This window comes from Micromonospora sp. NPDC126480, assembly GCF_040302465.1.
Classification (GTDB): domain Bacteria; phylum Actinomycetota; class Actinomycetes; order Mycobacteriales; family Micromonosporaceae; genus Micromonospora.
Genome location: NZ_JBEORU010000007.1, coordinates 156,480 through 176,294 on the forward strand (window position 1 = coordinate 156,480; position 19,815 = coordinate 176,294).

Genomic DNA, 19,815 nt, shown 5'->3' on the forward strand with positions numbered 1-19,815 from the left:
CTCCGGCTGGCGGAAACGGCCTTTGAGCTGGGTGGAGCTGAGGGGATTTGAACCCCTGACCCCCTCGATGCGAACGAGGTGCGCTACCGGTCTGCGCCACAGCCCCTCCGCCGGCGGACCGGCGTCGGTCCCACCCGGCGTGCACCGGGCGGGCCGGCGACAAGGCTAACAGGTCACCGGCCCTCCCCGCGAACTGCCCCCGGCCGACGCGGCGGCCAGGGCCCCCTCGGAAGCTGCGCATCGAGGTGGCCGACCGCCAGGGACACCGCAACTTCGGGGAAGTTGCGCCCTTCACCTGCGCACGAGGCCACAACTTCCCCGAAGTTGCGGCCTCGCGGCGCGCGCGGCGCGAGGCCGCGGGGCGCGCGGCGCGGCGCGGTCAGGGGGTGGTCAGGCTGAGTGGGGGCCGCCGCCGGACTGGTACGGGCGGCCCCGCAGGCCGCCGGTACGCCGGTAGGAGACGGTGCCGCCGTTGGCCGCCGCCGGCAGGTCCGCCGGCCGGTCCAGGCCCATCGCGGTACGGCGTACCGCCTCGCGCTGGGCGGCCAGGCGGCGCTGCGCCTCGCGGCGGGCCGCTGCCCGGCGGGCCTGCTCCCGGCGCACTTCGGCCTGCCGCGCGGCCAGCCAGGCCGCCTCGCGGGCCCGGGCGCGTCGGCGGCGCTGGTCGGCGAGCGCGCGGGAGCGGAGGTGGACGACGTACACGATGAGCAGGGTGCCGGTGACCGCGAAGCTGATCCAGAAGCCGGGGCCGACGACAAGCACGCCGACCAGTTCGGTGGTGTTGAGCAGCAGCAGCGCGGCCAGCACCCGACGCCGCCGGTAGACGGCCGGGGTGTGCTGGCGGCGTCGCGGCGGCCGGCGACGGCCGGCGCTCGACCGGCCACCGCCCGAGCGGACACCGGTGCCCGGGTCGCCCGTCCGCAGCCGCCGGCCACGGGACGCCGGGGGGACCGCACGCAGGCGGTCCGACCGGCGGGACCCGGCGGGCGGGGCGGAGACCGGCGCGGCCAGGCGGCCGGTGGACACGTCCTCACTCAGGGTGATGATGAGAGTACGCGGCGGGTTCACCGGCCGGCGTCCCGGGACAGTCCGGCGCCGCCGGCGGCGCTGGAGCACCCGCGCCGTCGACTGCGCCCGCTCCGCCGCCAGCCGCTCGGTGGCGTCGTACCGGCGGACCAGGGCCGGGGCGAGAGCGAGCAGGCCGGCGGCGGCGAGGACGGCGAGGAGCACCGACGTCGGCACCCTCACCCCTCCCGTCACCGAGTTCGGAGCAACCGCCACCCGACCGCAGGATCTTTCACCGATCAGCCTCGGGGGCGAGGATCGTACGGGCGGGCCGCGTTTGCCGCAGCTTGCAGTTACCTGAGGTTACGGGCGGTCCTGCCGGATGCGGCCACGCCGCGCCGATCGTCACGGGTGGGACGGTTCACCCGGTTGCCGCTCGCAACCGGTGCCAGCGGGCCAGCAGGCCGCCGTCGGCGGCCACCTCCTCGCTGGTCATCGCGTACCCGATGTGGTCACGCCACGCGCCGTCGATGTGCATGTAGCGCACGTGGTACGCCTCTTCGCGGAAGCCCAGCTTCTCCACCACCCGGCGGGAGGGCCGGTTCTCCGGACGGATGTTGACCTCGATGCGGTGCAGCCCGCCGGGACCGAAGGCGTGGTCCACGGCCAGGGCCAGTGCGGTCGGCATGATTCCCCGCCCGGCGACCCGGGCGTCGACCCAGTAGCCGGCGTAGCCGGAGCAGAAGGCCCGGCGCACGATGCTGCCGATGTTCAGGTGCCCCACCAGGCGTTCCCGGCCGTCCTCCCGCAGGCAGACCGCGTACGGCATGCTCTCGCCGGTCCGGGCCGAGCGGCGCTGGTCGCGGTACACCCAGCGGAAGGCGGCGGGCGAGTTCAGCTCGTCCCAGCCGCCGGGGAGGGAGGACTCCCAGGGCGCGAGCCAGGCCTCGTTGGCGCGGCGTACCTCGGACCAGGCCGCGGCGTCCGAACGCCGGTACGGGCGCAGCAGCACCAGGCCGTCCATCAGCACGACCGGCCAGCCGGGCGTACGGCGTCCCAGAAGGCTCACTCGGTCGATCCTCCGCCCCTCGGCGCACCGAGGGCAAGACACCTCACCGACGTCGGTCCAGCAGCAACACGTCCACGGTGGAGCCGGCGGCGGCGGTGGTGACCCGCTCGCCGAGCACCATCAGCCCGTTCGCCTCGGCCAGCCCGGACAGCGTCAGCGGCCCACCGCGCAGCGGCTGGACGGTGTAGCCGCCGCCGCGCCGCTCGGCGACGTGTGCCGGGCGGAACTCGCGCAGCCCGGCCGGTGAGGAGATCGTCTCCAGCAGGTGTGCCCGGACGCTGGGCCGGAACACCGGTTCCGCCCCGGCGAGCAGGTTGATCGCCGGCCGGGCCAGCACCTCGAAGCCGATCAGTGCGGCGCCCGGCTCGCCGGGCAGGCACACCACCGGCACCTCCTCCGGGCCGACCGTTCCGAACCCCAGGGCGGTGCCCGGGTAGAGCGCCACCTCGGTGAAGGTCACCGGGCCGGCCCGGCTTCCCTCGCGCCGGGACATGATGCGCCGCACCATGTCGCCCGGCCCGGTCCCGGTGCCGCCGGTGGTGATGATCAGGTCGGCGCGCAGGGTCTGGTCCTCCAGCAGGCCGCGCAGCCCTTCGGGGTCGTCGTCGCAGATCCCCACCCGGTACGCGAGGGCGCCGACCTCGGCGGCGGCGGCGGTCAGCGCGTGCGAGTTGACGTCCACCACCTGGCCGGGCTGGCTGCCGCGGCCCACCTCGACGAGTTCGTCGCCGGTGGCCACGATGACCACCCGCGGGCTGGGGCGGACCACCACGTGCCCGATGCCGGTGGCGGCGAGCACCGCGACCAGCGCCGGTGAGACGTACGTGCCGGCGCGGGCGAGCGGGGCGCCGGCGTTGATCTCCTCGCCGGCCTTGCGGACGCCGTACCCGCGCTTGGGGGTGCGGTGGATCTCCACCGCGGCCATGCCCTGGTCGGTCCACTCGACGGGGACCACCACGTCCGCGCCGATCGGCAGCGGCGCTCCGGCGGCGACCGAGAAGCAGGCTCCCGGGGTGAGCCGGACCGGGCGCCAGCTCGCCGCGCCGAGGTCACCGACCACGTTGAGCCGGACGGCGCGGCCGCCCGGCGAGCCGGCCTGGGCCGGGACGTAGCCCACGCCCCGGCCGCCGCCGGCGATGTCCTCCCAGCGCGCCGCGTACCCGTCGACGGCCGCCTGGTCGAAGGCCGGGAAGGAGTGCGGGGCGGCGACGTCCTCGGCGAGGACGTTGCCGTACGCCTGGGTGAGGTCGAGGTCGAGCGGAGGCAGCGCGCGTAACCTGCGCAGCACACTGCCCAGGTAGTCGGCGAGCGGCGTCAACTCGTTCGCGGCCGCCTCGGCGTCGGCCGTCGCGGTCATGTACTCGGACCGCCCGACGCGTCGGAGTTGACGAACTCGACAAGCCACTTGCGGAACTCGGAGCCGAGGTCCTCGCGCTCGGCGGCGATCTGCACGACGGTCTGCAGGTAGCCCAGCGGCATGCCGGTGTCGTAGCGGGTGCCCCGGTAGACGATGGCGTGCACCGGCACCCCCTCGGTACGGAGGATCTCCATCGCGTCGGTCAGTTGGATCTCGCCACCGCTGCCCGGTTCGGTGCGCCGGATCGCGTCGAAGATGCGCCCGGGCAGCACGTAGCGGCCGAGCACGGCGAGGTTGCTCGGGGCGTCCTCCGGCTTCGGCTTCTCCACCATGCCGGTGACCCGTACGACGTCGGCGATGTCGCCGAACTCCGGCTCGGCGGGTTCGACCGAGGCGATGCCGTACCGCGTCGTCTCGGCCGGGTCGACCTCGAAGAAGGCGAGCACGACGCCGCCGGTGCGGGCCTGCAGCTCCAGCATGGCCGGCAGCAGCGGCTCGGACGGCTTGACGAACTCGTCGCCGAGCAGCACCGCGAAGGGCTGGTCACCGACGTGCGACTCGGCGTACCCGACGGCGTGGCCGAGGCCGAGCTGTTCCGGCTGCCGGCAGGTGTAGATGGCGGCGAGTTCCTCGGTCCGCTTGACGGCGGCGAGCAGGTCGGGCTTCTTCTCTAGGCGTTCCTCCAGGTCGGGGCGGCGGTCGAAGTGGTCCACCATCGAGGTCTTGCCGCGCCCGGTGATCAGCAGGACGTCGTTGATGCCGGCCTGGGTGGCCTCCTCGACGATGTACTGCAGCACCGGCCGGTCGACCACCGGGAGCAGCTCCTTGGGCACGGCCTTGGTGGCCGGCAGGAACCGGGTGGCGAGCCCGGCGGCCGGGATGACAGCCTTGACCGCGCGGGGGCGGCCGGTCGCGGCCGTCGTTGAGGGGTTCGCTGAGTGCTCCGACATGTCGCGAGACTATCGGCCACGGCTCTGTCGTGGCGGGTGAGGACCGGAAGACGCGCCGCCGCCGGCAGCGGCCGGCCCGGGGCCGGTGTCGGGGTCGGACGCTTCCCGACCCGCGCCCGCCCGGGGCAGCCCGTCCTCCGGGCTCACCGCGCCGGCGGGCACCGGGATCTCCCGGACCGGCGGGGCGGCCCGCGCCGCCGGGGCGACCCGCCAGGTGTCCCGCCCGCCGGCCTTCGCCGCGTACAGCGCCTCGTCGGCCGCGTCGAGCACCTGCTGCCCGTTGCTGCCGTGATCGGGGTAGACGGCGATGCCGATGGAGACGGTCACCGGCACCAGGACCGGCGCGCCCGGCCCGTTGACGGCGATCGGCGTGGTCCGGATCGCGTCGCCGAGCCGCTCCGCGACGATTGTGGCGCCCCGGGCGTCGGTCTCCGGCAGCAGCACCACGAACTCCTCACCGCCCTGCCGGAAGGCGAGGTCCACCTCGCGGATCTCGCCACGGACCCGGCGGGCGAACTCGGCCAGCACCGTGTCCCCGGCGGTGTGCCCGTAGGTGTCGTTGACGTGCTTGAAGCGGTCCAGGTCGAGGGCGAGGACGCTGAGCATGCGGCCGAACCGGCTGGCCCGCTCCACCTCCCGGCGGATCGACTCGCGCAGGTAGCGGTAGTTCCACAGGCCGGTCAGCGGGTCGGTGAGGGACAGCCGCTGGGCCTCCTCGTGCACCCGCACGTTGTCCACCGCCACCGCCGCGTGGCCGGCGAAGGTGCGCAGGGTGACGAGGTCGTCGTCGTCGAACTCGTCGCCGCCGAGCCGGTCGTAGAGGGCCAGCACGCCAAGCACCGCCGCCGGCGCCGCGCCCTCCGGCGCGACCCGGCCGCCGGCACCCTCGGCCCGGGTGACGTCGCCGCCCGGCGCCGCGAACGGCACCGCGATGTACGTGCGGCAGCGCGGCTCCCCCGGTGGCACGGCGGACGGGTCCACCCGGCCCCGGCGCGGTTCCCCGGTCACCGCGACCGCGCCCACCACGCCGCTGCCCAGCGGCACCCGCACCGGCCCGGACGCGCCGTCGGGTGGCGTCAGTCCCTCGGTGGCCTGGGCGACCAGCAGCCCGCCCGGGTCGACGAGGAGGACGGCGCCGGCCCGGGCGCCGGTCGCCGCGATCGCGCTGTGCAGGATGACCCGCAGGATGCGTTGCAGGTCGTGAGTGCTGGCCAGGGTGTCCCCCAGCACCGCCAGGTGGCCGCGCAGCTGGTCCCGGCTGCTGGTCAGCGCGGCCACGTAGGTACCGGTCTCGCGGGTCATCCGGTTGAAGGCGCCGCCCAGCCGCCCGATCTCGTCGCGGCTGCGCACCGGTACCCGGGCGGTCAGGTCACCCCGGGCCACCCGGTCGACCGCCCCGGCCAGCTCGACCAGCGGCCGGGTGGTGACCCGGGCCAGCCGCCAGGCGGCGGCGACCGCCAGCAGGGCGGCCAGCAACACGGCGGCGATCAGTGCGGCGTACAGGCCGGGCGGCTGGTCGCTGGGGACCGACAGCACCAGCGGGAGTGGCTGCCCCTCGGACGGGCCGACCCGGCGCACGTACCGGCCGTCCGCGGTCCCGACGACCCGCTCGCTGTCGAGCCGACCGACGGCGGCGAGCACGGCGTCGCGTACCCCGTCCGACTCGGTGGTGTGCCGGAGCCGGGCGGGTGCGTCGGTGCTGTCGAGCAGGGTGACCGCCACCCCGGTGACCGCCGCGAGCCGCGCCACGAAGGCCGGGTCGACCGGCTGGGCGGCGGTGACCGCGCCCAGCGGCGCGCCGGCGGCGTCCCGCAGGTCCACCCGGACCGCCAGCGCCCGGGGCGGTCCGGCCGCGGCGTCGGCCGTGGAGCAGTCCCGCCAGGGTGCGGGCGGCGCCCCCGGCGTGGCGTGGACGACCCGGCCGGTGACGTCGGTGACCAGCACGGCGACGGCCAGGCCCCGGCTGACCACCTGGCCGGCGGCGGTGGCGCGGTCACCGGTGAGGGCCACCGCGTCGGCGGCCGCCCGTAGCTGCTGGCAGAGCGCGTCGATCGAGGTGCGGACGGCGGCGGCGGCCACCGCGAGCCGTTCGGTGGAGCGGCTGCGGTCGACGGCGGCCACCGCCGACCCCACGAAGAACGCACCGACCAGGACCGGGCCGAGCACCACCGTCAGGAAGGCTGCGGTCAGGCGCCCCCGTAGTGTCACTCGGTCCCCCCGGAACTTCGCCGGCCGATGCTTGCGATGCTGACACAGAGCCACGCCGTGATGAGCTTTGCGTCAGGAGTGTTGCGTGCCGGAATTTTCGTATGGAGCGGAAGTGCCCCCTGCCGCCAAGCGGGGCGTGCGCGCCGCGCTGCTCGCCCGCCGCCGGTCGCTGACCGCCGCGCAGCGCGCCGACGCCGCCGGGCGCGTCCAGGCCGAGCTGGTGGCCCTGGTACGCCGGCTGCGCCCGCGCCGGATGACGGCGTACGTGCCGGTCGCCTCCGAGCCGGGCGGCCCGGACCTGCCCGCGGTGCTGCACGCGGCGCTGCCGGAGGGCGCCGAGCTGCTGCTGCCGGTGCTGCGCGACGACCTGGACCTGGACTGGGCGCCCTGGACCGGCCCGGCGGACCTGGTGGCGGCCGGGCGCGGGATGCGGGAGCCGACCTGGCCCCCGCTGGGCGTGACCGCCGTCGCGAGCGCGGAACTGGTGGTGGTGCCGGCGCTCGCGGTGGACCGCCGGGGCGTGCGGCTGGGTCGCGGCGGCGGCTCGTACGACCGGGCGCTCGCCCGGGTGCCGGCGACCGCGCTGACCGTGGTGCCGCTGCACGACGGCGAGCTGGTCGGCGCGCTGCCCGCCGAGCCGCACGACCGCCCGGTCCGTGCCGTGGTCACCCCCGCCGAGGGCCTGCGTACGCTTGATGCCGCCGCCCCGGCCTGACCGGTGGCCGGCGGGTGTCGCGCCCCACACTTCCGCTGGACGAATCCGGGGCGATGCCGCACCATTGGCACTCGAAGACGTCGAGTGCCAACCGGCCGTGCCAGATCCGGAGGAGAACGTGCCCACGTACCAGTACGCCTGCACCGCGTGCGGCCACCAGCTCGAGGCGGTGCAGTCCTTCTCTGACGAGCCGCTGACCGAGTGCCCGGCGTGTGACGGGCGGCTGCGGAAGCTGTTCAACTCCGTCGGGATCGTGTTCAAGGGCTCGGGCTTCTACCGCACCGACTCCCGCTCCTCCGACTCCGGCAACGGCACCAGCGCCGGCAAGCCCGCCGCGTCGAACGGCGACTCCGGCTCGTCGAGCAGCTCGTCGTCGACCTCGTCGAGCGGCTCCTCGTCGACCTCGTCGAGCGGCTCGTCGGGCAGTGCCTCCAGCGGCTCGTCCCCGGCCAAGGCCCCGGCCGCCAGCGCCACGTCCTGACTCCGGTCGGGGCAGCGCTCCGGCCGGCGCCACCTCCGCGGCTCCGGCCGGGCCCGCCTGTTCGGCGCGGCGTCAGTCCCAGTGCGGCGGGCGCTGTTCGAGCAGCCAGTCGTCGTTGCCGCCGGCCCGCTCGCCCCAACCCCGGTCGGTGTCGTCGACGGTCTGCTCGGGCAGCACCACGAAATCGTCGTCGCTCAGGTCGACCGGCCGGTCGTCGTCGCCGCGTACCCCGGCGGAACCCGGATCCTCGATGGTCACGAGCGGCAACGGTAGCGCAGTCCCGGCACCGCCGGGACCGCGCGCCCGGGCACCGGACGGCCACGCCGTTGGTAGCGTCGGACGACGTGACGACCCCCGGCAGCTCCCCGGACGACTACTGGCGCCGGCCCGCCCCCGGCCCCCGCGACACCGCCGGCGCCGACCCGGCCGCCCCTGACCGGTCGCGCCGGCCGGACGGGTACGCCGGTCCCCCGGCCACCACCCCGCCGCCGGCCGGCTGGCGTCCACCGCTGCACGTCCAGCCGCCACCGCCGCGGCGGCTGCCCCCGCAGGACATGGCGCAGCTCGACCACGCCGAGCAACGGGCCCAGCGCGTCACCTGGATCGTGGGCGCCGTCGCCGGCGTGGTGCTCGTGGTGCTGACCTGCACCCTCTGCTCGCGCCTGCTCCTCTAGGCCGGGTCAGAGCGTGTTGCCCCACACGGCCTCGGCGCCGCTGTGCCCGGTGAGGTAGACGTACACGAGGCTGACGGCGGCCAGCACGACGACCACCACCGACAGCGCCGGGGTCACCCAGGACGGCAGCTTCGGTACCCGCGGGTGACCGCTGGTCAGCACGAGCAGCGCGACGGCGGCGAAGGCCAGTGGAAGCACGTACCGGAAGGTGAGGTCGCCGTACCGGGAGTGCTCGAAGATCTGGTCGACGATCGGGCCCTGCAGCCCGCGCGCCACGAACACGTCGGTCAGTTCCTCGCCGGACCGCACGGCCACCCACGCGGTGACCGGTGCCGCCACGGCGAGCAGGACGACCGCCCAGTCGAGGCGGGAACGGAACCGGGGCAGCGCCACGTACGCGATCGACACCAGCGCGAGCAGCGGTACGAAGACGACCACCGCGTGCACCACGAGCGCGTGCGCTGGTAACCCCATGATCTCCTTGAACATCGGCACCTCCGGCAGGATGCGATCGCGGGAGGTCAGCCTACGGTGCGCCGGCCCGCCCGCCGAAAACTCTCACCGGGGCTACACGCACCCCTGATCCACCCGGTTCACCGTCTTTCCAGAAACGCCGGCTGTGGCCGGGACCACCTGTCGCCGCAGCTCGGTTGTCGGTCCCTGCCCCGCGTGCTGTCATTGGCTCATGTCCACAGGTGAGGAGCTGCTCCGGTCGAAGGGCCTTCGGGTCACCCGGCCGCGCCTCGCCGTCCTCGAGGTGCTGGCCGCGGGCGGCCACCTTGAGGTGGACGAGATCACCCGCCGGGTCCGGGAGCGCCTCGACTCGGTCTCCACCCAGGCGGTGTACGACGTTCTCGGCGCGCTGTCGCGGGCCGGGCTGTCCCGCCGCATCGAGCCCGCCGGCAGTCCCGCCCGCTATGAGGCGCGGGTCGGCGACAACCACCACCACGTCGTCTGCCGGGGCTGCGGTGACATCGCCGACATCGACTGCGCCGTCGGCAGCGCCCCCTGCCTGGACCCGGGCACAGCTCACCACTTCGAGGTGGACGAGGCCGAAGTGACCTTCTGGGGCCTCTGTCCCGCCTGCCAGGCCCGGCGCGCGGCCGAGGACTGACCGACACCGCCGGCGGCACGCCGCCGCGTGGCACTCTTGGTCGGTGGACTCCGACGATCTCGGCCTGTTCGGCCCCGGCTCGGTCACCTGGAAGGTGCACGACGAGCCGATCCTGATCGTCGCCGGCCTGCGCTCGCTCTACCTGCAGGCACTGCATCCACGGGCGATGGCCGGGGTGGCACAGAACAGCAACTACCGCTCGGACGCCTGGGGCCGCCTGGTCCGGACCGCCACCTACGTGGGGACCACCGTCTACGGCACCACGGCCGAGGCGGAGGCGGCCGGGCAGCGGCTGCGCCGGCTGCACGCGCGGCTGCGCGCCACCGACCCGGTTACCGGCGAGGAGTTCCGGATCGACGAGCCCGACCTGCTGCGCTGGGTGCACGTCACCGAGGTGGAATCGTTCCTCGACACCGCGCGCCGGGCGGGGCTGCCGCTGACCGACGCGGAGGTCGACGGCTACTACACCGAGCAGCGGCGCGCCGCCGCCCTGGTCGGACTCGACCCGGACACCGTTCCCGGTACGGCCGCCGAGGTGGCCGCGTACTACCGCCGGATCCAGCCCGAGCTGCGGATGACCCGCGAGGCCGCCGAGACCGCGCTGTTCCTCACGGCCCCTCCGCTGCCGTGGAAGGTGAGCCTTCCGGCCCGGGTCGGGTTGACCCTCGGGCCGCCCCGCTGGGCGTACTTCGGGATCGCCGGCACAGCTCTGGCGCTGCTGCCGGCCTGGGCCCGGCGGCGCTACGGCGGTCTCGGCCTGCCGACCACCGCGCTCTCGGCGGACCTGACCGTCCGCGGGCTGCGGCTGGCGCTTGCCGCGCTGCCCCGGCGGTGGCGGGAGGGGCCGCTGCAGCAGGCCGCCAAGGAACGCGCCGCCCGGCTGGCCGGCGCTCCGCTCGCCCGCTGACCGCCCGGGTCGCCGGTCCGGTCAGGTGTCGCCGGCCCGGTCGACGGCGGCCCATGGCTCCTTCCCCGGCGTCTGCGCGCCCTCCGGGCAGGTACGCCGGTAGTCGCACCAGCCGCAGCGCGGACCGGGCGCGGCGGGAAAGGCGTCGTCCGGGTCGCCGCCGTCGGCGACCGACCGCTCGGCGGCCATGATGTCCCGTGCCGTCTCCTCGGCCCGGCCGACCTGCCGGGCGAGGGACTCCGGGCTGTGCTCGTGCGCGGCGACCGTCCCGGTCGGCAGGTGGTGCAGCTCCACCCGGCGGCACGGCCGGCGGAACACCCGCTCGGCCGCGTACGCGTAGAGCGCCAGGGCCTGCGAGCCACGTGCGTCGTCGGCGTCCAGCCCGGTGCGGCCGGTCTTGTAGTCCACGATGACCAGTTCCGGGCCGGATGGGCCCTGGCGGGAGTCGATCCGGTCGGTTCGGCCGTTGAACGCCAGCACCCCGGTCTTCACCGCGACCACCCGTTCCACGCCCAGCGGATCGGTCTCCGGGTCCAGCGTCCCCACGTACGCCTCGAGCCAGCCCAGCGCCCGCCGGTAGGCGGCCCGCTCCTGCTCGTCGTCCCGGTAGCCGTCACGGACCCAGGTGCCCTTGAGCAGGGTGGCGAGCGCCTCCGGCCGGCGCCGGTCGGCGGGCAGCGCGTACCAGTTCTTCAGGGCGGTGTGGACGCTGGCGCCGAGCGAGTTGTGCGCCCAGGGCGGACCCTTCGGCGGGGCCGGCCGGTCCACGTAGGAGTAGCGGTAGCGCCGGGGGCAGTCCTCGTACGCCCCGAGCTTGCTGGGGGTGCAGACGAACAGCCGCTCCGGCATGCCCTCGAAGCCGAGCTGCTCGGGCTCGGCGGCACGGGGCCGCGGCGGGGAGGTGGAGGGTCGGCCGGCTCGTCGCACACCGCGATCCTGCCACCCGGCACCGACACGGTCAGCCCATGGTCGCGTACTGGGCGACGAACGCGGCCACCGCGTCGGCGATCAATTGCACCGCGATCGCCGCCAGCAGCAGGCCGGCGATCCGGGTCAGCACCTCGATTCCGCCCGGCCGGAGGACCTTGACGATCCCGCCGGAGAAGCGGAGCACCACCCAGACCGTGAGCATCACCGCGACGATGGCGGCCGCGATCGCGGTGACGTCGGCCGCGCCCTCGGCCTGCTGGACGAAGAGCATCGTCGCCACGATGGCACCGGGACCGGCGAGCAGCGGGGTGCCCAGCGGCACCAGCGCGATGTTCGAGGTGGCCTGCTGGCTGGGATCGTCCGCCTTGCCGGTCAGCAGTTCCAGGGCGACGAGCACCAGCAGCAGGCCGCCGGCGGCCTGGAGCGCGGGCAGGTCCACGTGCAGGTAGTCGAGCAGGGTCTGCCCGGCGACCGCGAAGATCACGATCACGCCGAGCGCGAGCGCCACGGCCTGCCATGCCGCCCGGTTCCGGTCCCGGGCCGGCAGGGGGCCGGTCAGCGCCAGGAAGATGGGCATCATGCCCGGCGGGTCGACGATCACCAGGAGGGTCACGAAGACCTCGCCGAAGAGCTTGAGATCCACCGGATCAACCTAGCCGCGCGGTTCCCGGCCGAAACCCGGATCAGCCGGAAGCGACCTCGGTCACCCCGGCCGCGACGATCCGCTCGTACGCCTCGACCCCGGTGGTGAACGCGCCCAGCCGGACCGTCTTGTGCGCGCCGTGGAAGTCCGACGAGCCGGTGACCAGCAGGCCCAGGTCGGCGGCGAGGGCCCGGACGTGCGCCCGCTCGGCCGGCGAGTGGTCCTCGTGGTCCGCCTCGAGCCCGGCCAGCCCGGCGGCGGCGAGGTCGGCGATCAGCTCGTCCGGCACGATGCGCCCCCGCCGGGTGGCCCGCGGGTGGGCGAAGACCGGCACACCCCCGGCGGCGCGGACCAGCCGGACCGCCTGGAAGACCTCGATGTCCTCCTTGGGCAGCCGGTAGCGCTCGCCCAGCCAGTCCGGGCCGAACGCCTCGGTGGTGGTCGCGACCAGCCCGGCCCGGATGAGCGCCCGGGCGATGTGCGGCCGGCCCACCGTCCCCCCGGCCGCCCCGGCCAGGACCTCCGGCCAGCTCACGTCGATGCCGTCGGCCTGGAGCAGCCGGACGATCCGCTCGCCGCGCTGCTCGCGGGCGAGGCGCACCCGGGCCAGCTCCGCCGTCAGGTCCGGGTCGGCCGGGTCGAAGAGGTACGCGAGCAGGTGCAGCGGCACCGCCGGCTCCTCGCCGTACCACCGGCAGGACAGCTCCGCACCGCGAACCAGGCGCAGCCCGGGTGGCAGGGCGCGGACGGCCGGATCCCAGCCGGCGGTGGTGTCGTGATCGGTGATCGCGACGACGTCCAAGCCGGCCTGCGCCGCCGCGCGCACCAGCTCCACCGGGGTCAGGGTCCCGTCGCTGGCGGTGGAGTGCGCGTGCGGATCGATCCGCGGGCTCATCGCGCCAGACGCTACCGGATGGGCCGCGCGGCGGTTGACGGCACGGGCCGGACCGGGCTCAGAAGCCGGTGCCGGCCACCGGCAGCACGGTGGCACCGGGCGGCACGCTGGAGATCAGCAAGTTGCCCACCGGCTGCCCGGCCCGCACCCGGTCCGGGACGATCCGCGCCAGCCGGTTGCCCTCCAGGACGTGCACGGCGACGCTCTGCGACCACGACACCGGCCCGGTCAGCGACGGGCCGGCCGCGCGCACCATCCCATCGGGGCCGAGCCCGTCCAGATCCACCAGGAGGGCACCGCCGTCGCCGTTGACCAGCAGCCAGCGGCCGTCGGGTGACACCGAGCCGCGCCCGTCCCCGCTCAGCGCGTGGCCGCAGGCGCTCCGGACCACGGTCAGCGCCTCTGCCGGATCGAGCAACGCCAGGCAGGGACGGCGTGGCGTACCGGCGAGGATCTGCCCGACGAGCAGGCCGTCGGGCCGTACCCCGTGGACGTGGCGGACGCCGGCTCCGCCCTCCGTCGCGGTACGGCCCGTCACCGGGTCCCACAGTCCGTACCCGCCCCGGTCGGGGTGGAGCCGCAGCAGCACGTCGTCGCCGACGAGGCCGACCGGCTTGGCCCCTTCCGGTGCGGGATGTCGCGCCACGACCATGACCTGGTTGTTGATGACGGTGCCCTTGACCAGCACGCTGCCCTCGCTCCAGGCGACGTGGCGTCCGTCGCGGGACAGGACGATCTCCTTCGCGCCGGCCAGCAGGACCTGCGTCACCCCGTTCGGACGCGCGATCCACAGCGAACGCCCGGCTGGCGTCTCCGCACCGACGAGCAGCCAGGCACTGGCCTCCGGGTACCGCTGGGCCCACTCGATGGCGCCGACCCCGGTCAGCGTCACCCGCCGGGCGGCGGCGGTGACCAGGACGTCCTTCACGATCAGTTCGACCCCGGCTGGTCCCGGGTGCGGGAGTGCGGGAGTCGGGGCGGGCTGCCGGGAGGGCTCGGTCTCGCCCAGCCCGATGACGGCGGGCCCGGGTACCACCGCCGGGTCGGCGAGAAGCTGCATCATCCCCGTGCTGACCGCGACCGTGGTGACCGCGGCCAGCGCCAGGCCGGCGACGGTACGGCGGCGCTGCGCGCGCCGGGCACGCCGGACGGCGACGCCGGCGTGGTCGGCGGCGGGCGGGCGCGGCTCGGCGACCTGCTGGCCGAACGCCTCGCGCACCGCCTGCTCCAGCTCGTCCCGTGTCACGTCTGTTGAACGCGCCGGGGGCGCGGTCCGGTTGTCACGACGCGCGGTGCCGCTCACCGACCCTCCCCGGCCGGCGCCTCGGCGGCACCACCCGGGCGGCCGGTCCGCGCTCCGACCGGCACCGGGGCGGTCCGAGCGGCGTCGGGCCGGGGTGCGGAGGAGGTCGGCGGGCCACCGAGGACGGTCGGCTCGCCAGGACGCGGGTCGACCGGCGGGGCCGGCGCGGCGGGCCGGGGAGCGGGCGCGGCGGTCGGTCGGGCGGCGCGCTGCCGCAGCGGAGCGGGGTCTGCGGGGAGGTCGGCGGTGTCCACACCCATCCGCTTGCGCAGGGTCGTCAGGGCGCGGGAGGTCTGGCTCTTGACCGTGCCCGGCGAGATGTCCAGCAGGGCGGCGGTCTGCGCCTCGGACATGTCCTCGTAGAAGCGCAGCACCAGCACCGCCCGCTGGCGGGTCGGCAGCGCCTTCAGGTGCCGCCACAGCAGGTCCCGGTCGAGTTGCCGCTCGATCTCGTCCGCGCCGGCGCGTTCGGGCAGCACCTCGGTCGGGCGTTCACCATGCCAGCGCCGTCGCCACCAGCTGGTCGACGTGTTGATCATGACACGCCGGGCGTACGGCTCGACCGCCTCGATACCGCCGAGCCGCTTCCAGGCCAGGTAGGTCTTGGTCAGCGCGGTCTGGAGCAGGTCCTCGGCGGTGGCCCAGTCCCCGGTGAGGAGGTACGCCGTCCGCAGCAACGCGCCGGAACGCGCCGCGACGAACTCGCGGAACTCCTCCTCCCGAAGGTCCCTGCTCGCCACCGCCCAACCTCCGTCCCCCGTCCTGCCAGCAGGCTCCCACGGAAAATGGTGCGCTGTTCATCAGATGTTCGGACAGAAACCTTCAGGCACCGTCGTCGGCCTTCGCCTCGTCGGCCTCCTTGCCCAGCCGCGCCTCGACCGCCTGCGGCTCGTACATCTCCTCGACGACGCGCAGGTAGAGCTCGTTCGGGTTGGGCAGGTTCTTGATCTCGCGCAGCGCCTGCTCCTGACCGGCGGACTCCAGCACGAACGTGCCGTAGTTGAGCGCCCGCCCGGCCGGCGTCTGCTCGTACTTCATGTCGGTCACGCGGACCAGCGGCATCATCGCGACCCGACGGGTGATGATGCCGTTGACCACCATCACCCGCTTGTTGGTCAGGATGAAGCGGTCGTACCACCAGTCGGCGACCTTCCACGCCACCCAGCCCATCACCGCGAACCAGAGCAGCACCGCGACGGTGGTCAGCGCGCCGACGTCCTGGCCGGCGAGGAAACCGGAGAGGTAACCGAGCACGAAGGTCGCGGCGATGCCGATGAGCAGGGGTGTCGCGAGATGGATCCAGTGCCGCTTCCACTCCCCCCGGTACCGCTCGGTGGGGAAGAGGTAGCGCGCGACGAGCGAACTGGGCTCGTCCTCCAGGGGCAGGACCCGCCGCGGCGTCATGCCGGCCGCGTCGGCCCGCAGGCCGGCGAGCTCGTCCTCGGAGATCTGCGGCGGCTGGTAGCCGCCCTCGGGGTCGCGGATCCACGCCCGGCCCGACCGGCCCTCGCCGGCGTAGCCCGGGCCGTCACCGAGGCTCGCCCCGCCGGACAGGGAGGGGCCGTCGGACAGGCCCGGACCGGAGCCGTAGCCCGGACCGTCGTCGGGGTTGACGCGGGGGATCGGCTCCGTGTCTCGTTCCCGGCGCTCCCGGTCGGGGTCGTCAGGGTCGAAGGGTGGACCGGAGGGGCTGCCCATGGGCGGCTAGGCGACGAGGTTGGTGAAGAAGTCGCCGAAGCCCTGGGCGATGTCCACGATGCCGCCGCCCAGCGACTTGAAGACATCGGCGGCGGAGTTCGGCCGGTAGGCGATGAAGAAGATCAAGAATGCGATCCCGGCCCAGGTGAGGACCTTCTTGACCATGGCGGGCCATCCTCTCGCGCGGCGCCGGGTCCGTTTACCGCAGCAGCACTCACAGTATCAGCGTGGTGTCGTACAGTTATTTCCTGCGTCCGTTCTCCGACATTCCGGGGGACTTGTCAAGCCTTCCCGTGCAGATACGGAGATGGTGCGCCGTACACGAGCTCGGGTGGCGTCCACTCGGTGAGGTCGCGCAGGACGACGTCCTCGGCGAGCAGATGTCCCGCACTCGCCGGCCAGGCTATCGCATGCAGCCACATTCCCCGAGCTTCGCCCGCGTACGCGCTTCTATCCGTCGGTGCGTCCAGCAACCACAGTGGAGTCGGGTGACCGGCCACCCGGATCCGGGCCTGCCCGTGATGTTCCGGGTGTCCCGGCCCGGGGTCGGTCAGCGCCTCGGTGAGCTGCGGACCCGGGTCCGGCCCGGTGATCCCGGCGAACCGCGTGGCCAGGCCGACACCGGGTTCCTCGGCGACGAAGACCAGGTCGGCCGGGCCGCCGCCGAGCGGCTCCGGCCCGGCGCAGGCGACCGCGGTGGCCCGCACCCCGGTACGGTCGTCACCGGCGTACGCCACGCCGGTCAGGGTCCAGCCCGGCGGCAACGGCCACGGGCACCAGAGCGGGACCGGCGCCCGGCGCGGTGGGTCGGCGGAGGCGGTGATGCGGTCGACGACGCTGGCGACGATGTCCGCGTTTATGTGTTCCGGAACGTGCAGCGGCGCGACCGGTCCGCACAGCAGGCACCGGGACTCGGAGTGCATGAGGTCCGGTGGGCGGACCTCGCCACCGCACCGGGGACAGCTCACCGCGACGCTCACCACCCCACCGTCACCCCGCCGGGCCACGGCGTCAAGCGGAGCGGCCGTTTCGGCCCGGTGGCTGCGGAAACACCCGCGGCGGCGGCCGCGGCGCCGCGCCCGGCTCCGGCGGTCGGCGGGCGGCTCAGGCCGGCGGGGGCCCGCCGTAGGCCCGGATCCACGCGTGCATGGCGATGCCGCTCGCCACACCCGCGTTTATCGAACGCGTCGAGCCGTACTGGGCGATCGAGTAGAGCTGGGCGCAGGCCGCGCGGGCGGCGTCGGACAGCCCCGGCCCCTCCTGGCCGAAGAGCAGTACGCACCGCCGCGGCAGCGTGGTCGTCTCCAGCGGCCGGGAGCCCGGCAGGTTGTCGATGCCCACCAGCGGCAGTCCGGCGCCGGCCGCCCAGGTGGTGAAGTCCTCGATCGTCTCGTGGTGTCGGACGTGCTGGTAGCGGTCGGTCACCATCGCGCCCCGCCGGTTCCACCGGCGCCGGCCGACGATGTGGACCTCGGCGGCGAGGAACGCGTTGGCGTTGCGGACCACCGTGCCGATGTTCAAATCGTGCTGCCAGTTCTCGATCGCCACGTGGAAGTCGTGCCGGCGCCGGTCGAGGTCCGCCACGATCGCCTCGCGCCGCCAGTAGCGGTAGCGGTCGACGACGTTGCGCCGGTCGCCGGCCGCGAGCAGCTCCGGGTCGTACCGCGGGTCGTCCGGCGGGTCGCCCGCCCAGGGGCCCACGCCGACGTCGAGCTGGTCACCGGTCACGGTCACAAGACAGTACGGCCACCTGGCCGGGTCGCTCAGCGCAGCCCCAGCGCCCCGCCGAGCCGGTCGAGGAACCGGCGGTCGGCCGGAGCGGGGTTCCCGTCCGTCTCCGCCCGGCACACCCGGGCCGCGATCGACTGCACCCACTGCCGGTACGCCGCGGAGTCGGCCGGGTCGGCCCGCCGGTCGAGCACCCGGGCCGCGGCCCGCGCGTCGGCGAGCAGGTCGACGACGTCGGTGAGCCGGCCGGCCGCTCCCGGAGGCGGCCCGTCGTGTCGGGCGTAGATCGCGGCCACCACGGCGCGCACCAGGTCGCTGTCGAAAGCCCGACCGGCGGCGACGGCGTCGAGGCCGGCCAGGCCGGCGGCGACCCCCCGCGCCGGCCGTCCCGGTGCCGGCATGGCGGCGGCCACGACCGTCCGGCCGGGCAGGGTGGTGAGCAGGTCCCACTCGGCGACGGAGTAGACGGCGGTGGTCAGCGGTGCGGCGCGGCGGCCGGTAGCGGGCGGCTCTCCGGCGACGGAGTGGCTCATGAGGACCTCCGGCGTCAGCATATGCCCCGATTGAGCGGGCACGGCCCCATAAATCACCAAACGTCGAGACGTCGCCCGCCGGGCCGGGCACCACCGGGGATGCCCGGCGCCAGGGGGTACGCGGTCAGCGCGGCTCGGGGAAGCTCGGCCGCTCCGGGTCGACGCCCTCGGCGACCGCCGCGGCCGCGTACTCCTTCTTGGGCACCATGACCTTGCGCCGGAACACGCACACAAGCGTGCCGTCCTGGTTGTAGCCGCGGGTCTCGACGGCGACCACGCCGCGGTCCGGCTTCGAGGAGGACTCCCGCTTGTCCAGCACCGTCGTCTCGCCGTAGATGGTGTCGCCGTGGAACGTGGGCGCGACGTGCCGCAGGGACTCGATCTCCAGGTTCGCGATCGCCTTGCCGCTGACGTCCGGCACCGACATGCCGAGGAGCAGCGAGTAGATGTAGTTGCCGACCACCACGTTGCGCTTGAACTGGCTGGACGTCTCGGCGTAGTGCGCGTCCATGTGCAGCGGGTGGTGGTTCATGGTGAGCAGGCAGAAGAGGTGGTCGTCGTACTCGGTGACCGTCTTCCCCGGCCAGTGCCGGTAGACCGCGCCGACCTCGAACTCCTCGTAGTAGCGGCCGAACTGCATCCTTGTCCCCTTCGACGGGCGGCGATGGAGTTCGGCACAGCATGCCTTATGAGGTGTTAAGGCGATGCGCGGGGCGGCGGCGGCGGGGATATGTCACACCGGCGTCACCCGGGGCCGGACGCAATGAGCGGCGGGGCCCTCCCCGGCACCCGCCGCCCACGCTCTGATGCGGAAGATTCTGCCCCACACGAGCAACACCCCGACAGAGACGGGGATCACATTTATCTTTTTGTAACACTACTTGGAGTAACGGAGATCGTGTGTGAGGGCGATCTCCACCACCGTGATAGGTCCATGTCAAGCGTCAAGTTACCGATTCGTAGCCAATCGAGTGTCCGATCTCTATGGAAACGCTCCCATCACGGGTCGTCACGCAAATGCGACGTGCACTTGCGCAACGCAGCTCCGCCCGGTACCGATGGCCGTCGATGACGGTGATCGCCACGGCGGCCCCGTCGGGGCGGGGGCGTTTCGGCCCCCCGAGGGCGGGAATTCGACGAGGTACGCCCTGGTTCCACCAGACGTAGCTATTCCGCGGTGATCGGAGAGATTCCCATGGCAACCGTTGAGCTGACCACGGCAAACTTCGACGAGATGGCGGGCCGCGACGGCATCGTGCTCGTCGACTTCTGGGCCGACTGGTGCGGCCCCTGCAAGCGGTTCGCCCCGGTCTACGAGCGCTCCTCGGAGAAGCACCCGGACATCGTCTTCGGCAAGGTCGACACCGAGGCGCAGCAGGAGTTGGGCGCCAAGTTCGACATCCGCTCCATCCCGACCATCATGGCGATCCGCGACGGCGTCATCGTCTTCGCGCAGCCGGGCGCACTGCCCGAGTCCGCCCTGGAGAACCTGATCGAACAGGTCGAGGCACTGGACATGGACGACGTCCGCAAGAAGCTCGCCGAGCACAAGCACTGAGGTTTCGCGACACCCGCCGCGGCCGGCCCGACCGGGCCGGCCGCGTT

The 19,815-nt window shown here is 74.3% G+C and carries 24 protein-coding genes, 1 tRNA gene and 1 pseudogene; 6 read left to right on the plus strand and 20 right to left on the minus strand.

All coding sequences use genetic code 11. The features are described from left to right. Positions 1-32: 32 nt before the first annotated feature. From ABTW87_RS09360 to ABTW87_RS09385, 6 genes are all read right to left on the minus strand, one after another. A tRNA-Ala gene (locus ABTW87_RS09360) sits at positions 33-106 on the minus strand. 284 nt (positions 107-390) lie between these two features. Then, entirely contained in the window at positions 391-1,248 is an 858-nt protein-coding gene (gene sepX / locus ABTW87_RS09365; RefSeq protein ID WP_350650150.1) for a divisome protein SepX/GlpR, read from the minus strand. A gap of 178 nt (positions 1,249-1,426) precedes the next feature. Beyond that, positions 1,427-2,074 carry a GNAT family N-acetyltransferase gene (locus ABTW87_RS09370; protein WP_350650152.1) on the minus strand — a complete coding sequence of 216 codons (648 nt, stop codon included), beginning with the start codon at positions 2,072-2,074 and terminating at the stop codon, positions 1,427-1,429. Between the two features lie 43 nt (positions 2,075-2,117). Further along, positions 2,118-3,431 (minus strand): molybdopterin molybdotransferase MoeA, encoded by a 1,314-nt coding sequence (locus ABTW87_RS09375; protein WP_350650154.1) that lies wholly within the window; start codon positions 3,429-3,431, stop codon positions 2,118-2,120. Continuing rightward, positions 3,428-4,381 (minus strand): UTP--glucose-1-phosphate uridylyltransferase, encoded by a 954-nt coding sequence (locus ABTW87_RS09380; RefSeq protein ID WP_350650156.1) that lies wholly within the window; start codon positions 4,379-4,381, stop codon positions 3,428-3,430. Before ABTW87_RS09380 ends, ABTW87_RS09375 begins: the two co-directional genes overlap by 4 nt. A 9-nt stretch (positions 4,382-4,390) precedes the next feature. Then, positions 4,391-6,589 (minus strand): GGDEF domain-containing protein, encoded by a 2,199-nt coding sequence (locus ABTW87_RS09385; protein WP_350650158.1) that lies wholly within the window; start codon positions 6,587-6,589, stop codon positions 4,391-4,393. An 85-nt stretch (positions 6,590-6,674) separates the two neighbouring features. Here ABTW87_RS09385 and ABTW87_RS09390 point away from each other — a divergent pair, with 85 nt between their 5' ends. Continuing rightward, positions 6,675-7,304, plus strand: a complete 630-nt coding sequence (locus ABTW87_RS09390) for a 5-formyltetrahydrofolate cyclo-ligase (protein WP_350650160.1) — start codon at positions 6,675-6,677, stop codon at positions 7,302-7,304. After that, a pseudogene (locus ABTW87_RS09395) lies at positions 7,285-7,515 on the plus strand (FmdB family zinc ribbon protein); the annotation flags it as partial. The gene ABTW87_RS09390 and the pseudogene ABTW87_RS09395, both read left to right, overlap by 20 nt. Positions 7,516-7,577: 62 nt before the next feature. Here ABTW87_RS09395 and ABTW87_RS09400 read toward each other — a convergent pair. Next, the gene (locus ABTW87_RS09400; protein WP_350650305.1) at positions 7,578-7,778 is read right to left on the minus strand and encodes a hypothetical protein; all 201 of its coding nucleotides are present in this window, start codon (positions 7,776-7,778) and stop codon (positions 7,578-7,580) included. 79 nt (positions 7,779-7,857) lie between these two features. Next, positions 7,858-8,043, minus strand: coding sequence for a hypothetical protein (locus ABTW87_RS09405; RefSeq protein ID WP_350650162.1), 186 nt, complete (start codon positions 8,041-8,043; stop codon positions 7,858-7,860). Between the two features lie 86 nt (positions 8,044-8,129). Here ABTW87_RS09405 and ABTW87_RS09410 point away from each other — a divergent pair, with 86 nt between their 5' ends. Next, entirely contained in the window at positions 8,130-8,459 is a 330-nt protein-coding gene (locus tag ABTW87_RS09410; RefSeq protein WP_350650164.1) for a hypothetical protein, read from the plus strand. 6 nt (positions 8,460-8,465) lie between these two features. Here the strand turns inward: ABTW87_RS09410 and ABTW87_RS09415 are convergent, their stop codons facing one another. Continuing rightward, complete coding sequence (locus ABTW87_RS09415; RefSeq protein ID WP_350650299.1) at positions 8,466-8,948, minus strand: DUF2231 domain-containing protein; 483 nt, start codon at positions 8,946-8,948, stop codon at positions 8,466-8,468. A gap of 196 nt (positions 8,949-9,144) precedes the next feature. Between ABTW87_RS09415 and ABTW87_RS09420 the strand changes: the two genes are divergently transcribed. Together ABTW87_RS09420 and ABTW87_RS09425 are read left to right on the plus strand one after the other, a co-directional pair. Further along, positions 9,145-9,573, plus strand: coding sequence for a Fur family transcriptional regulator (locus tag ABTW87_RS09420; RefSeq protein WP_350650166.1), 429 nt, complete (start codon positions 9,145-9,147; stop codon positions 9,571-9,573). A 43-nt stretch (positions 9,574-9,616) separates the two neighbouring features. After that, positions 9,617-10,480, plus strand: coding sequence for an oxygenase MpaB family protein (locus ABTW87_RS09425; protein WP_350650168.1), 864 nt, complete (start codon positions 9,617-9,619; stop codon positions 10,478-10,480). 21 nt (positions 10,481-10,501) lie between these two features. On the opposite strand, the gene ABTW87_RS09430 is transcribed toward ABTW87_RS09425, so the two are convergent. The 11 genes from ABTW87_RS09430 to ABTW87_RS09480 form a co-directional block, all read right to left on the minus strand. Next, positions 10,502-11,407: a RecB family exonuclease gene (locus ABTW87_RS09430; RefSeq protein WP_350650170.1), complete on the minus strand. Its 906-nt coding sequence runs from the start codon at positions 11,405-11,407 to the stop codon at positions 10,502-10,504. Positions 11,408-11,438: 31 nt separating this feature from the next. Next, the gene (locus ABTW87_RS09435) at positions 11,439-12,053 is read right to left on the minus strand and encodes a MarC family protein (RefSeq protein ID WP_350650172.1); all 615 of its coding nucleotides are present in this window, start codon (positions 12,051-12,053) and stop codon (positions 11,439-11,441) included. A 40-nt stretch (positions 12,054-12,093) separates the two neighbouring features. Next, positions 12,094-12,948 carry a PHP domain-containing protein gene (locus ABTW87_RS09440; protein ID WP_350650174.1) on the minus strand — a complete coding sequence of 285 codons (855 nt, stop codon included), beginning with the start codon at positions 12,946-12,948 and terminating at the stop codon, positions 12,094-12,096. Between the two features lie 58 nt (positions 12,949-13,006). Next, entirely contained in the window at positions 13,007-14,251 is a 1,245-nt protein-coding gene (locus ABTW87_RS09445; protein ID WP_350650176.1) for a hypothetical protein, read from the minus strand. Further along, positions 14,248-14,991: a SigE family RNA polymerase sigma factor gene (locus ABTW87_RS09450; protein WP_350650178.1), complete on the minus strand. Its 744-nt coding sequence runs from the start codon at positions 14,989-14,991 to the stop codon at positions 14,248-14,250. Before ABTW87_RS09450 ends, ABTW87_RS09445 begins: the two co-directional genes overlap by 4 nt. A gap of 82 nt (positions 14,992-15,073) precedes the next feature. Continuing rightward, a complete protein-coding gene (locus ABTW87_RS09455; protein ID WP_350650180.1) occupies positions 15,074-15,949 on the minus strand; it encodes a PH domain-containing protein in 876 nt (291 codons plus the stop codon). 6 nt (positions 15,950-15,955) lie between these two features. Then, positions 15,956-16,114: a hypothetical protein gene (locus ABTW87_RS09460; RefSeq protein ID WP_168004014.1), complete on the minus strand. Its 159-nt coding sequence runs from the start codon at positions 16,112-16,114 to the stop codon at positions 15,956-15,958. A 116-nt stretch (positions 16,115-16,230) separates the two neighbouring features. Next, positions 16,231-16,929, minus strand: a complete 699-nt coding sequence (locus ABTW87_RS09465) for a DUF6758 family protein (protein WP_350650183.1) — start codon at positions 16,927-16,929, stop codon at positions 16,231-16,233. Between the two features lie 124 nt (positions 16,930-17,053). Beyond that, complete coding sequence (locus tag ABTW87_RS09470) at positions 17,054-17,677, minus strand: TrmH family RNA methyltransferase (protein WP_350650185.1); 624 nt, start codon at positions 17,675-17,677, stop codon at positions 17,054-17,056. A gap of 35 nt (positions 17,678-17,712) precedes the next feature. Beyond that, a complete protein-coding gene (locus ABTW87_RS09475; protein WP_350650187.1) occupies positions 17,713-18,210 on the minus strand; it encodes a hypothetical protein in 498 nt (165 codons plus the stop codon). A 124-nt stretch (positions 18,211-18,334) separates the two neighbouring features. Further along, the gene (locus ABTW87_RS09480) at positions 18,335-18,850 is read right to left on the minus strand and encodes a MaoC family dehydratase (RefSeq protein ID WP_350650189.1); all 516 of its coding nucleotides are present in this window, start codon (positions 18,848-18,850) and stop codon (positions 18,335-18,337) included. Positions 18,851-19,405: 555 nt separating this feature from the next. On the opposite strand from ABTW87_RS09480, the gene trxA reads away from it, so the two are divergent. Then, entirely contained in the window at positions 19,406-19,768 is a 363-nt protein-coding gene (gene trxA / locus ABTW87_RS09485; RefSeq protein WP_350650191.1) for a thioredoxin, read from the plus strand. Positions 19,769-19,815: the final 47 nt, after the last annotated feature.

Bases quoted from the DNA above. Each gene is read 5' to 3' on its own strand.
- ABTW87_RS09455 (WP_350650180.1), bottom strand. From the start codon at position 15,949: ATGGGCAGCCCCTCCGGTCCACCCTTCGACCCTGACGACCCCGACCGG.
- ABTW87_RS09380 (WP_350650156.1), bottom strand. From the start codon at position 4,381: ATGTCGGAGCACTCAGCGAACCCCTCAACGACGGCCGCGACCGGCCGC.
- trxA (WP_350650191.1), top strand. From the start codon at position 19,406: ATGGCAACCGTTGAGCTGACCACGGCAAACTTCGACGAGATGGCGGGC.
- ABTW87_RS09475 (WP_350650187.1), bottom strand. From the start codon at position 18,210: ATGAGCCACTCCGTCGCCGGAGAGCCGCCCGCTACCGGCCGCCGCGCC.
- ABTW87_RS09460 (WP_168004014.1), bottom strand. From the start codon at position 16,114: ATGGTCAAGAAGGTCCTCACCTGGGCCGGGATCGCATTCTTGATCTTC.
- ABTW87_RS09480 (WP_350650189.1), bottom strand. From the start codon at position 18,850: ATGCAGTTCGGCCGCTACTACGAGGAGTTCGAGGTCGGCGCGGTCTAC.
- ABTW87_RS09415 (WP_350650299.1), bottom strand. From the start codon at position 8,948: ATGTTCAAGGAGATCATGGGGTTACCAGCGCACGCGCTCGTGGTGCAC.
- ABTW87_RS09440 (WP_350650174.1), bottom strand. From the start codon at position 12,948: ATGAGCCCGCGGATCGATCCGCACGCGCACTCCACCGCCAGCGACGGG.
- ABTW87_RS09420 (WP_350650166.1), top strand. From the start codon at position 9,145: ATGTCCACAGGTGAGGAGCTGCTCCGGTCGAAGGGCCTTCGGGTCACC.
- ABTW87_RS09375 (WP_350650154.1), bottom strand. From the start codon at position 3,431: ATGACCGCGACGGCCGACGCCGAGGCGGCCGCGAACGAGTTGACGCCG.